Source organism: Lysinibacillus sp. JNUCC-52, from assembly GCF_015999545.1.
In the GTDB taxonomy this organism is placed as follows: domain Bacteria; phylum Bacillota; class Bacilli; order Bacillales_A; family Planococcaceae; genus Lysinibacillus.
The window spans coordinates 4472564-4485993 of the sequence record NZ_CP065546.1; the positions used below are offsets into that span (position 1 = coordinate 4472564).

General features: G+C 31.4%; 13 protein-coding genes and 1 pseudogene. All 14 read left to right on the forward strand.

Annotated features, from left to right (window positions below; genetic code table 11):
* The first annotated feature begins 1 nt into the window (after position 1).
* The 14 genes and pseudogenes from JNUCC52_RS22105 (at position 2) to JNUCC52_RS22165 (ending at position 12979) form a co-directional block, all read left to right on the forward strand.
* A complete protein-coding gene (locus JNUCC52_RS22105) occupies positions 2-640 on the forward strand; it encodes a hypothetical protein (protein ID WP_337980834.1) in 639 nt (212 codons plus the stop codon).
* A gap of 509 nt (positions 641-1149) precedes the next feature.
* Positions 1150-1356, forward strand: a complete 207-nt coding sequence (locus JNUCC52_RS22110; RefSeq protein WP_337980835.1) for a hypothetical protein — start codon at positions 1150-1152, stop codon at positions 1354-1356.
* A 27-nt stretch (positions 1357-1383) separates the two neighbouring features.
* Complete coding sequence (locus tag JNUCC52_RS22115) at positions 1384-2610, forward strand: PoNi-like cognate immunity protein (RefSeq protein WP_337980836.1); 1227 nt, start codon at positions 1384-1386, stop codon at positions 2608-2610.
* Positions 2611-2997: 387 nt separating this feature from the next.
* A complete protein-coding gene (locus JNUCC52_RS22120; RefSeq protein WP_337980837.1) occupies positions 2998-3576 on the forward strand; it encodes an imm11 family protein in 579 nt (192 codons plus the stop codon).
* 648 nt (positions 3577-4224) lie between these two features.
* The gene (locus JNUCC52_RS22125) at positions 4225-4851 is read left to right on the forward strand and encodes an Imm43 family immunity protein (RefSeq protein WP_337980838.1); all 627 of its coding nucleotides are present in this window, start codon (positions 4225-4227) and stop codon (positions 4849-4851) included.
* A gap of 228 nt (positions 4852-5079) precedes the next feature.
* Positions 5080-5967 (forward strand): RHS repeat domain-containing protein, encoded by an 888-nt coding sequence (locus tag JNUCC52_RS22130; RefSeq protein ID WP_228134096.1) that lies wholly within the window; start codon positions 5080-5082, stop codon positions 5965-5967.
* Positions 5968-5981: 14 nt separating this feature from the next.
* The gene (locus JNUCC52_RS22135; protein WP_228134095.1) at positions 5982-6809 is read left to right on the forward strand and encodes a hypothetical protein; all 828 of its coding nucleotides are present in this window, start codon (positions 5982-5984) and stop codon (positions 6807-6809) included.
* Positions 6810-7528: 719 nt separating this feature from the next.
* Positions 7529-8077 carry an Imm43 family immunity protein gene (locus JNUCC52_RS22140; RefSeq protein ID WP_337980839.1) on the forward strand — a complete coding sequence of 183 codons (549 nt, stop codon included), beginning with the start codon at positions 7529-7531 and terminating at the stop codon, positions 8075-8077.
* A gap of 412 nt (positions 8078-8489) precedes the next feature.
* A complete protein-coding gene (locus tag JNUCC52_RS22145; RefSeq protein WP_337980840.1) occupies positions 8490-8966 on the forward strand; it encodes an SMI1/KNR4 family protein in 477 nt (158 codons plus the stop codon).
* Positions 8967-9433: 467 nt separating this feature from the next.
* Positions 9434-10177, forward strand: a complete 744-nt coding sequence (locus tag JNUCC52_RS22150) for an RHS repeat domain-containing protein (protein WP_337980841.1) — start codon at positions 9434-9436, stop codon at positions 10175-10177.
* Positions 10178-10711, forward strand: a complete 534-nt coding sequence (locus JNUCC52_RS22155) for an SMI1/KNR4 family protein (RefSeq protein WP_337980842.1) — start codon at positions 10178-10180, stop codon at positions 10709-10711. It abuts the gene before it with no gap.
* Between the two features lie 1121 nt (positions 10712-11832).
* Positions 11833-11997, forward strand: a pseudogene (locus JNUCC52_RS23220) (hypothetical protein); the annotation flags it as partial.
* Positions 11998-12018: 21 nt separating this feature from the next.
* Positions 12019-12468, forward strand: coding sequence for an SMI1/KNR4 family protein (locus JNUCC52_RS22160; protein ID WP_337980843.1), 450 nt, complete (start codon positions 12019-12021; stop codon positions 12466-12468).
* A gap of 175 nt (positions 12469-12643) precedes the next feature.
* Positions 12644-12979, forward strand: coding sequence for a DUF7716 domain-containing protein (locus JNUCC52_RS22165; RefSeq protein ID WP_337980844.1), 336 nt, complete (start codon positions 12644-12646; stop codon positions 12977-12979).
* The last annotated feature ends 451 nt before the right edge of the window (positions 12980-13430 follow it).

The following is a 13430-nucleotide window of genomic DNA, read 5'->3' on the forward strand; positions in this document are numbered from 1 at the left end:
AATGAATTCAATAGAACATGAAATTCGAAAAGAATTATTAGATAAATGGAGTGAAGTGGAACAGAATATTGACAGTATGATAACTACAAAGTTATCAGAGGTATCTTATTGGAAATATGCTTCTGATGAATATTTTACGCACCTACCATACTTTCATGAGATAAATAAATTTAAAAAGGGAAGAATTTTAAAAAATATAACTAAAAGCGAAAGGTTTAGTAAGAGAATGATTCATTCTTTTGGGTTTAATGAATTAGATGAACTAATTATTATGCAGTATCCACAAGCTGACAATGATATAAAGCTAGGTACAGGAACTCAAATATACACTATAAATCCAGATAAAAGCGTGAATGCTTATGTAGCAAGATGGTATCCAGAAAATAATTTCCCTACCAAATTATTGTCTATTAGCATATTTAAACCATTAGATGACCGCAACTGGGTAGATGTCAGTGTTAATGGTATAAATTGGTCGTTTATGAACTATATTTATAATGACTCTGATAGGATAGAAAAGGTTGTTTCTTGCAATTCTGATGTAGAATCACCATTATGTTATAATTTTTTCTACGATAATGAAGAAAAGTTAGAAAAAATAATGATTGATGAGATTATATGGTGGAAAAGAAGAAAGTAATATCATAAAAATAAATATTTTATATACTATTGAAAATGTGCTAAATAGATTATCCTAACCCTAATTTTGGTTTTTTGTTTTCTCTAAAAAAAGTAGTTGAATTTGAAGGATATAATGATCCACGGGAAGATGAAAAATATAACTTTAATGTGGCAGATATGGAATAACTTTTATAGATAAGCCTCATCACAGAAGGAATATTTAAGGGTATCGATTTATACAAAAAAGATTATTACTATCTTAAATCATTTATTTTAAAGGGCAATAAATCCATTAAAAAGGATTTTACTGCCCTTTTAATTCACGAGTAGACCAACAAAGCGGAAAAATGAAGATGTATATATTTTAAAAACTTTAGTGAAACAGAAGGTCATTTACATAACCTGAAAATAGTAAAAGGGATAGATGGATTATATGAAAATGCAAATACAGAATCAAAAATTAAATATGTAATTGATGAAGCGAAGTTTGGTAGTTCCCAATTAGGCAAAACAAAAGATGGACCACAAATGTCAAACGAATGGTTGACAGGTGCGAAAACTGAAAAAAGTAGAATTTTGAAAGCTGTTGGTGGTGATCAAAAACTAGCAAATAAAATCACCAAAGCATTGGATGAAGATGAAGTTGAAAGAGTATTATCAAAAGTCGATAGTAATGGGAATGTAATAACATATAGGTTAAATGCTAAGGGTGAAATAATTGGAGAATGGCCTTGATTTAGAGGCAAGGAGGAAATAAAAAAAATGAGGGATCATCTATGTATAGAAGAAAAATGTAGAGAAGAAATTGAATATCATAAAGAATTTATAGCTGAAAATAGGGAGGATATCAGAAATTTAGAGGAGGATACCAAAAATGGTATTCAAAGAAAATCCAAAGACAATAAAAGTCGTATAGAAGCGAGTTATTTAAGGACTTTTAAATATGAGATGGAAGATATTAGGGCGAAATATTCTTTAGGAGAAGATATTAGTGCAATAGAAAAAGACTTTCATAATGCAATTTATGATTTAGAGCATACAGGGACTAGGGAAGTTGGATATTTAAGTATTCTTTGGACGATTTCTTTAGGAATCCTATTAGAAACGGATAAAAAGAATATAGAAAGATTAAGTAAGGTGGTTGAGAAAAAAGAAATAAGCGATTCAGTGATTGATTTTTTATTATATGCTAGTAATATCGGACATACTAAAATCACTAATGATTATTATAAAGTAAATCCCTATGCAAAAACAAAAGAAATTATAGAACTTGCGCAAACCGATAAGAAAGAAGCATCTAAAAGATTACAAACGTATATGGAGAAAGAATGGTTTAAAGGTCATTATGATTACGATTGGAAGAATGCACACAAGGAGCCTGGATATGTAGGGTTTTGGAGCTTTGAAACAGCAGCGCTAGCGAAGATACTAGAACTTGATGATACAAGCCTAATAAATAATAATCACTATCCATATGACTTGGCACATTACAAGAATGAAATGAAATTCAAGCAGATTTCCCTCAGTGACTACGACAATGAACAAGAGATTGAGGAACTTGAAATAATAGAAGGAATTGAAAATAATCCTTTATTGGAAAAGGTTATTCCACCAATATGGCACTCATTTGTCAATGAATTGATACATGATTATAAGGTTATGGATGATAGTAGTTTTTATGAAAAATACAAAAAATCTATAGGGTTAGACCAAATCTGGTTCTTATTACAAGAATATAAAGAAGAAAATAAGCGAAAAAATCTCTTGGGAAGTTTAATTGTTTTTGCAATGGTCGAAAAAGGATATATATTGCAATTAGATTATAAAGAAGATTTGGAAGATTACGATTCAAGTATGAAAAATGAGTGGAATACAAAAACAAAGTTAGTTCAATTTATATTAAATAATGATCAGAATTATTTTGCATGGGTACCAGCGGATGCCAATGTTGAAGCGTTGTATGAAGTATTTATTAAAGATGTCAAATAAACTGGATTTGCAATCACGTTCAAGTAGATAGGATTACGAAAGAAGCTAAGGTCTGAAAACGGAGAATATTTCTGATTTCAGGCCTTTTAATTAGGACTAAAGAGGGAAGATACTTGTTTTATTCAATGATGTAAATAATATACGTAATACGATATATCTACCTACTAGTAGATAATCACCCAACCAGGTCTATTCATTGAGGATATAATAGTTTCCTTGCTCAATATAATCGGGAGATTCGACAAGAATTAGATATCTTATTAGAAGTTGGAGATAAAAATAAATGGACCTCTCAACAATATCATGATGCTATACAAGAATTAATAAATGACCAAAGGAAAGATTTAAGAAAAGGTAGAACAAAACTACATTGTGAAGGGGGATATAATGAATTATTATAAGTTAGCTAACGTTTACGAACGAGATGTCTTTTTTTCTTATGCTGATAATAATACGTTTGTAAGGTTTGATTTGGAAAAAGGTATTGAGTATCCTTCGAATGGGAGACTTTACTATTCAATAGATAAAATTGATAGTTATTTAGACAAGTATGATGTTTTGCCTACGATAGGGGGAGAATTAGTAAGTTTAAAACTAAAAAAGTTGATAGAGAGACTAGGTACAGATTGTCAGTTCATTCCTGCAGTAATAACATCAACAAATACTGGTGAAATCAACGAATCCTTTTTTGTCTTGAATGTATTAAATTTGATTCCTTGTTTAGATATGAAGAAATCGGAATACAGACCATTGATAAAATCCTTACCTGATGGGCCAATTAAACTATTGTCTATAAAGTATGTACCTAATTCTCTGATTGGGCATCATATTGTACGAATGAAAGAATATGCAGGAAATATTATTGTTGATGATCTATTTATAAGAGCATGTAAAGAAGAAAAGATAAAAGGAATAATGTTTGTGAAAGAAGGAAGTACACAAAGACCGGATTTTGTCGAAATTTAGAAATTAACCTAATGTCAAAACCTAATAAAAAAACAAGATTTTAAATTAAGAGTTTGAATAAGGTAATACCGCAAAGAACTAAAATAAACAGATTTAAAGTTATTAAAGTTTCAAAACATATGTAAAGAAATTGTCTTAAGCTCTTTCTAGACATATGTTTTTTTGTAGAAAGGAATTGCTTTCTTAATGGGGGTATTTCATCTGACACAATTAGACTTATAGCTATGTAAGTAATTAACACATGGAGCAGGACTTTTGATTTGATAAATTGGAAAAAAGTTATTCCGTCTGCAATTAGAGTAAATTAACAAATTTATGAAACACATCAATCCTTCTTTGACTCTATTGGTATGGGAGAATTAAGAGATGAAGCATTTAATGGTATTATGATGCCTGGTAACCCCGACACATTAAAAGGAAGCTCTTTTAGTAGGATTCATAATACTCAACACTCTATGTATAGTGATTATTTCTTGAGAAGGGTGACGGATATTGCCGATCAATACTCTTTGGGATTAATAAATGACAAAGAAACTAGGACTGATACTCGAAAATTGTAAATAGAATTGAAAAACAAAATACAGAAGGGGCACTTTGGTACTGTGCAATCTAAGAAATATCCTAAGTGTCAAAGATTAGGGTGATAGTATGAGTTATTATATGATAGTTAAGGATAATGTAAAGTCGCCTATTTTTTTGAAGGGCGTTATTCACGAATCATTTGATGAAACAAAATACAATGAGGGAATGGGATATGAATGGAATAAAATCTTTTTTCAAAAACAAGAAATGCCAAAAGATTTATGGTTAATTACTAATAATAAAATTGAATTTGACTATTATGAGGGTTTTAATGGTCATATTATCAGTAGTGATTTTATTACATTGATGAATCAAGTAAATACTTTACTAAAGTATGTTACATCAAACCTACAAATTGTTAGTTCAAAGGGAAAATCTAAAGTAAAGAAACCCTATTATTTTATTAAGTACTATAATAGAGAAGATTTCGTTGATTACGAAAAGTCAGAGTTTACAAAAAGAAGTGTTTCAGGAAATAGGTTATTTGACATAAATTTTATGGTTGAAAAATATCAAAAAATTGTTCTACAAGAAAATGATAGAGACGTGTTTTGTTTGAATGATTTAAAATTAGCAAGATATCTATTTTGTTCAGAAAGGTTTAAGCAACTTTGTGAAGAAAAACAAATGAAAGGAATTCAATTTTTAGAATTAGAAGATGTTCCTCAATATTTTTCTTCATATGATCGATAATTTATATGTTCCTGATTTTTGTAAGTAAATAATTTTTCATTTAAAACGATTCAACACATGTTAAGAGGACAAATCCTTTCAACATGTGTTTTCTTTAGTAATGAAACTTCTTCTTCTTAAATATTTTTATTCTTTAGTGAGTCAAGAAGGACAAGATTACAAAAAATCTAAGGCACCGCTCTAGGTAGGCGGATAGAGAAGTGTTCGGAAGGTAGAGCTACTCATTTTGTGTGGGATGGCAATACGATTTTGCATGAGTATTTGTCACAGGATAATTCAGTGGAGAATGCCTCACAGACAGATGACTTAGATAGTCTCGTTACATGGGTATTCAATGATGGCTTTGTCCCTTCAGCTAAGATAACGAGTGAAGGCAACTACAGTATTATTAGTGATTATCTCGGAACACCTGTTGAAGCCTATGATGAACAAGGTCATAAGGTTTGGTCGGCTGAGCTTGATGTGTATGGGCGAGTGAACGAGTTTACGGGTGAGAAAGATTTTATTCCGTTTAGGTATCAAGGGCAGTATGAAGATTTAGAGATTGGATTGTATTATAACCGATTCCGATACTATGACCCAGAGCAAGGGAATTATACGCAGGTTGATCCGATTGGGCTTGCGGGTGGGAATCCTACGTTGTATGGGTATGTTGGTGATCCTAATAGCTGGTTAGATCAATATGGACTGAATACATCTTTAGGTAATATCGGTGAGAGTGAAATAGTTAATCGATTGAACAATTGCGGAAGATACTCAGAAGTTGTTCAGATTCAAAATAATTCTGGTCATGGTGTGGATATTCTGTCGAAGAATAAATACACTGGTGAATGGAGTGCGTATGAAATAAAAACGACAAAAACTAATAGAAATCCTAGACTGTCACGTGATCAAAAATTATTAGGAGCCAATAAGTATACCCAAGATCGCCTTAACCGTGCAGGTAGGGGTATTGGTCATTACCAAAGTATTCCATCATCCGAAAAAGCCGATGCCAGAAGAATATTAGCTGAAATTAGAGCGCAAGGTGGAATAAAGACAGGAACTCAAATAAATGTATTTGTTGACTCAAATCGTAATATTAAAAAGGTAAAAGGGAAAAAATGGTGCACTTAAGGAGGCAATTAGATTTGGAAAGCAATCTTTATAAAAAAATTCAGAGTAAAGTGAAGAAATGGAGCAAAGGTTTAGCAGAAAAAGAACAGCCTTATATGTATGACGAGAGCTATAAGATAATAGAAGAATTTTTGAAAAGTCCCAAAGAAAAAAATGATTTTATCACTTTAGGTATTGCATGTAATGCACTTTCTACATGGTATTGTGCCGACTTTTTAGAACGCTATCTGAATAAACAGGGAGGATATTCTTTTTCACTTAAACAAAGTATGCTATGGGGCACAATAGATCCTCTATTATATGCAACAGAAAAAATGGGTGATATTAAACCAATTTGGTTTGTTGATGTTTGTTTGTCTGCTTGTAATCTCTTGATTTTACAAGAAACAGAAAAAGCGCATAAATTGTTACAGTATAGTTCTCCTGAGAAAATAGATTTTAATGTAGAACCTCCCGAAACAGTTTGTCAATTTGTAAACAAAATGTTTTCAACATTTTATAACGATAAAGAAATTCCTTATGAATACCCTACACAACTTAATGATATCTATTCTAATTTGTTAAATGATTTAACAGATGAAACAAATGAAGACATAAATGATTCTGTGAATCAGGCTTGTGAATTTCATTTGAGTAGAACAAAGATGTACCAAGAATTTGATCGAGAAGATAAAATGCTCTTCCCATCAGAGATACTTGCGCCCCTTGTGTTAAGAAAAAGAATGGGTTTAGAAGTGAAAAATATAGAACATCCACTTATTAAAGGTTTGTATCCTGTAATGGAGGAGTTAATAGAGGTTGATACAGACCCTGTATTTTTAGAGGTAATCAAATATATATAATTTAATTTTTGAGAAATAGTGAGATGAAGCTAGTAATATCGATAATAAATATAGAAGGAATCTTGCATGTTTTCGTTCGTGGTTTAGATTAAAATTTTGTAACTCAATTAATAAAAAATACAAAAAGGTAGCATAAATTCATTAGATATTATGCTACCTTTTTTAAAATTATTGACTCTGTGAGAAAACTTTTCTCACACGTTTTCATGGAGAGCAGCTAAGAAGTTAGAAAGTTTTTTTAAAATAAAGGTTGGTTAGTTACGGTTACGATAAAGAATACGACAGTGTCATACGTAATCTAGCTATCCCTTATAATTCTAGTTTTGCAGATTTTCAGAGATATACTACAGAGTGTACATTTAGTACAACAAAAGGACCTGAATTGATTAATATTTGCTGGTTTTCAATATATAGTGGTGATTTTAAAGCCTTGACAAATTCCCTTTGGAAAAAGAGACCAGGAGGAAATCTACAATAAATAATATTCCATTTAGTAATAGAAGCGGAAACTTAATTTTATTATACGATAAAATTAATCAAGGCATTTATTATGTAAATGAATTAGAAATTACTGAAATGATTAAAGGTAAATTTAATCCACAGTGGAGCGATTTCGATGAATTTTTAGAGTGGTACGATATTAACTAAAGAAAAAGACACTTTGATACTGTGCAATCTAGGAAATATCCTAAGTGTCAAAGACTAGGGTGATAGATAGTATGAGTTATTATATGATTGTTAAGGATAATGTAAAGTCGCCTATTTTTTTGAAGGGCGTTATTCACGAATCATTTGATGAAACAAAATACAATGAGGGAATGGGATATGAATGGAATAAAATCGATTTATGGTTAATTACTAATAATAAAATTGAATTTGACTATTATGAGGGTTTTAATGGTCATATTATCAGTAGTGATTTTATTACATTGATGAATCAAGTAAATACTTTACTAAAGTATGTTACATCAAACCTACAAATTGTTAGTTCAAAGGGAAAATCTAAAGTAAAGAAACCCTATTATTTTATTAAGTACTATAATAGAGAAGATTTCGTTGATTACGAAAAGTCAGAGTTTACAAAAAGAAGTGTGCCAGAAAATAGGGTATTTGACATAAATGTTATGGTTGAAAAATATCAAAGAATTGTTCTACAAGAAAATGATAGAGACGTGTTTTGTTTGAATGACTTAAAATTAGCAAGATATCTATTTTGTTCAGAAAGGTTTAAGCTACTTTGTGAAGAAAAACAAATGAAAGGAATTTAATTTTTAGAATTAGAAGATGTTCCTCAATATTTTTCTTCATAGGATCGGTAATAAATTTTTGTAATTGAATGATTAATTTAAAATGATTCAACACATGTTGAGGGCTAATCCATGATGGCAACTACAGCATTATTAGTGATTATCTAGGAACGATTTTAAAATAAACACCACTTATATTCATATATGGTAATATTATTATAAGTATTTCAAACATATGTAAAAATGTGGTGTCCGCTTTTTATTATATATGTTTTTTTATTTACTATTATAAAAAAGATAATGAAAAAGAAGTTGATTAAAAGCGAATGAGGAAGTTCTAGGATGATATTACAAAGAATTATTCAGTAGATATCAAAATGTACTTGATAGTTAAGGAGGTAGAGATATCAAAATATTAGAGATTATTAAAAAAATGGAACTAGATAGTAATTGTAAAGTTGTGAAACGGGACACAGATTACATTAGTGAATTGGCTTTACCAAAAGATGTTAAATATTTTTTTAGTAATTATGACTCTTTACATATGTTTTTAGATAAGCCCTACGGAATTAAAATTGTTTCTTCAAATGAGTTTATTCCAACTAGTAAAAGACTTTACCCCGCTGATGATGTTATTTGGGAGGAACTTGAAGGTGATATAAGTAATGAATGGTATCTAATTGCTGAGTCTGAAGAAATAAATCAATATATTAGCATTGATCTAAGCAAGTCTCATTTCGGTTATTGCTATGATAGTTTTTTGGAAACCCATGCAACACCGGGAGATAGTCAGATTATTGCTAAAAGCTTTACGGAACTGTTAGAACATTTATATTCGAGTAAAGGTGAACATTGGTTTTGGTTGGCCGAAAATTTTAAATCTTATGGGGATGCTTATGATTGCAGATAAAAAAAGAAATAGGAATATACAGCTGCAGTCTTGAATGACTTTAGTGCTTGATAGAAACATATGTAAGGAAGATATAAAAATCTTTTTCATTACATATGTTTTTTGTTTAATTCCTTGTATGGACGTGTACAACTCTAGCTATTCATCCAATATGAAAAACATATTCTTAGAGTTTTCTTGAATCGCACTTGTTTTCTATCTACTTTTAGTATTGAAGAAACCACATGGAAATCAAAGATGCTTTGGGAGCAAAGTACGCATCAATCGTTCACAGATAATGAGTAGCTTTCAATTATGACGCGCTAGGTAGGCGGTTAGAGAAGTATTCTGAAGATAGGGCTACTTACTTTGTGTGGGATGGCAATACGATTCTGCACTAGTATTTCCCGCAGGATAATTCAGATATATTGGAAAAAAATTCAGTAGAGAATGCCTCGCAGACAGAAGCCGAAATCGCAGATAATCTAGTGACATGGGTATTCAATGATGGCTTTGTCCCTTCTGCTAAGATCACGAGTGAAGGCAACTACAGTATTATTAGTGATTATCTAGGAACACCTGTTGAAGTCTATGATGAACAAGGTCAAAAGGTTTGGTCGGCTGAGCTTGATGTGTATGGACGAGTAAAAGAGTTTACGGGTGAGAAAGATTTTATCCCATTCCGTTATCAAGGACAGTATGAAGATATTGAAATTGGTTTGTATTATAACCGATTCCGATACTATGACCCAGAGCAAGGGAATTATACGCAAGTTGACCCGATTGGGCTTGCGGGTGGGAATCCAACATTATATGGTTATGTGAGTGATCTAAATGCAATGATAGATCCCTTTGGATTAATAGTAAGGCAACCAATCATTTTCCTTTCTAATGGTGGAGGAGTAATACATCCTAAAACTATAAGTCCAAATAATCCACATGGTATATTTACTATAGATGCAACTGGATCATATTTTGATGATAGAGCCACACTTGCAAAAGAAGCTGGAATTAATGATCCAGGCAAAAATTATCGATCGCATCATATAGATTACGATCCTAAGACGAATACAATGAGAATGCAATTTGTGCACGAAGAATACCATAAATACCCACATGTAGGCGGGGCTGATGACTTTAAAAAGGATACAGGTTTTAAATATGGTTCGCCAGAAGCGGTTGCGGAAGCAACTAAAAGAAGAAATAAATTAAAAGGAGGGTGTGTAACCTAAATGAACAACAATTTTAAAAGTAATTCTAATGAATTTTTTAATAATGATATTTTATTTGAGAATTCTTGGAAGAGTATATCGCTTTCCCAAGTAAATGAAATTGTACCTGATGAGTTTCCAGGTAAAAAAGATTTTATAAAGTTTTACCTTACTACTAATGGTGGTGTGTTTTCTAAAGGGGCATATATTTATCCTGATAATTTTTATGAAGCTTTAAATAAGGATTATTATTCTATAGAAATCGGTAGTTTTTTTCATATCCCCTTAATCGAAGATGAGGAAGATTCTGATTATACAACATCTATTGAAAGAGCAAAAGATAGAAGGATAGATTATTCTGAGGAATTTGAAGACTTTGTTCTATTTCATATTCCTTTTGCTGATAATCATGCAGATAATGATTTTTGGATTGATATTCAAACAGGAGAAATTAAATACATGGATTATGAAGTAAGTTACGACCCTGAGAATGCTATTATTGTTGCACCTTCATTTCTTGATTTTTGCAAGCATATTCAGGCAAAACTTAAGTAAGTTAAGATAGTTTTCAGAAACATGTGTAAGAGGAAATAAGACTACGAGGGTATCTAGAGCGTTATATGATTAACGGGATATTTAGGTTGGACAAACGATATTGTTGTACGGATGATGTACACTTTATCCTAATGTTTTCTCTTACAGAATCCATGATTCTTTCTGAAGTTGTGAGCTTTACTACAATTGAACTAGTAGTAAATATTTATGATGAATATCTCCAAACATAGGTAAGAAGACGCTATTAGCACTTCTTTACCTATGTTTTTGTGTATTAGAGAAGATTTAATGTGTCTTGTATTTAGTGATTAATCTATATTTGGACGCTCAAGGTTATTAATATTTTCTTAACGGAACTCTCCCTAGTGGATTGGTTCCGTTATTTATCTCGCACTCATTGTCCAGGTTGAACTTGTCTCCAATGGAAATAACACTTGGAACTCTAAAAAGGATTATTGGTTCTTATTAAAAGAGTATGGACTAATTTCTAATTAAGACGTTATATAAGAATATCTCGCCTAATATAAAAATTACTAATAGGTTAGAGACCTCTGATGATTTAATTCGGAGCAAAAGAGAGAGGTGTGTTAAAATTTGGATGAGTTGGGTGTTGTTAATGAATGTATTTAGATTTGTAACTGATGATAATTATAAAGATTTAACCTTTTTAGAAAAGGACGATGTTCGTCTTTTTTCAACTTATACAGGACAATAGATTACTCTGGATTGGAACGAAGTTTGGTATTTCAGAAGATAAACTGATTAGAGGAAAATTAGTAGATTTTGATTCACGTTATTATGGAGACCATCAAAATTAATTGATGTTACAATATTTGTTACATTTATATATATGTACTCCTCGATCCGCTTATGGAGATCGATCCATTTGGTCTAATAAATTGGAAACAAATTAGTTGGACTGCAACTCGCCCAAAGGGTACTAAACAAACAAATGAAGTGTATCAAAGGGATGATATAGACGGGGATAAAGTAAGAACACTTGGTAGTGCTAAGGGGAGAGGAATGACAAACAGAGATGCGGCGAATAAATATGATTAACACCTCAACTCTCTGATGGTAGCTTTGTTACTTTACATCACTTAGGCCAAGATTCGAGGGGGGCTTTAGTAGAGGCAAGTACTCGTTATCATGGAGTTGGAAAATATGGGCAGGATATATTGCATAGCCAATTTGGAAGAAATAAGCCACACCCTATTCATCCAATAAATAGACCTCAATTTAGTGTCGATACTAGAGAGTATTTTAAAACACGATGTAAAAACTAGAATTTTGGAGGTAAATAAAATATGAAAGATATGAATGAATTACGGAATAAATACCAGGCTTTATATGATATTGATGGAGTTTCTAAAGAGTATTTAGATAAAATTGAACATGAACTTCAAATAAAGCTACCTAATGATTTTCGTGAAATATCTGGATTTTACTGTGGAGGTATTGTTGGTGGGATAGATATCCATTCTTTTTTATTTTCTGAGCCAACTAATTTTATAAGTGAAACTATAAGAATCAGAGAAGCAGTTGGCTTGCCGGACAGATTTATTGTAATGGCTGAAGAAGCTGAAAGTATTATTGTTATGGATACTGAAAATAAACCATCAATCATTTGGCTTGATTCTGTAGAGGTAACTAAATTAGAAAAGCAAAATTTTATTTCTAAACCAGATGTATGGGAGGATTTTTCTGACTTCTTTAGCTATTTACTAGATGAGGAAGAGGAAGAACGGAAATATTAAGAAGTAATAAATTGATTAAAAAAGATTTTGAGAAATATGTAAAGTCAATGAATAAGATTTTACTTTACATAGGTTTTTGTACACCTAGTTCCAGGGGGGCAACATAGGGTGCAAGGAAGTCTTCATCCAAAACAAGAGGGGGAGGATTTAAAAAACTTACAAGAGGGTGTAATACATGATGAAAGAAAAAATGAATTTAATTAGTGTGAGGGATGTTTTATCGCATCCAGAAATGAATCCAGAGACTTGGTTCTATCTTCCTCCAAATTTAAGAGAATGGAATTTAAATACAGAGGGAATATTTTCATTAGATAGCTTTGATTTTCCATCCGATTCAGATGACTTTTTACCGGAACAAGTGAAACAAAATGGGTGGATAGAAACTTTAGATGGTGCAAGTATTGAGGATGTAATTGACAATGTAAATAATCAGTTAGAAAATCCATCACTAGATCAGTTGCTCCAAGCGTTTATTTATTATTTTGAAAATGATGCATTTATTGTTTTTTAAGTAGTTAGATAATGATAAAGAGAAAAAATTTTTTCTCAAATGGCAAGTTTGCCGGTTAATTGGCAATTCTGTTCAAAATCGAAGTATTGCTAATAATCCATTATAATTTCAGTAGAGCATTGAAAAGCATGAAAGAACGAATTCCGTAATATGGTAATTCGTTCTTTTTATTATTATAATTAACCTTGGAATCTTTCACCGCATCGAAATCAAAGATGATTTGGGAGCAAAGTACTCATCAATAGTTCACAGATAATGAGTAACTTTCAAGTATGACACACTATTTAGGCGGATAGAGAAGTGTTCGGAAGGTAGAGCTACTCATTTTGTATGGGATGGCAATACGATTTTGCATGAGTATTTGTCGCAGGATAATTCTGATACATTGGAAAATTCAGTGGAGAATGCCTCCCAGCCAGAAGCCGAAATCGCTGATAATCTAGTGACATGG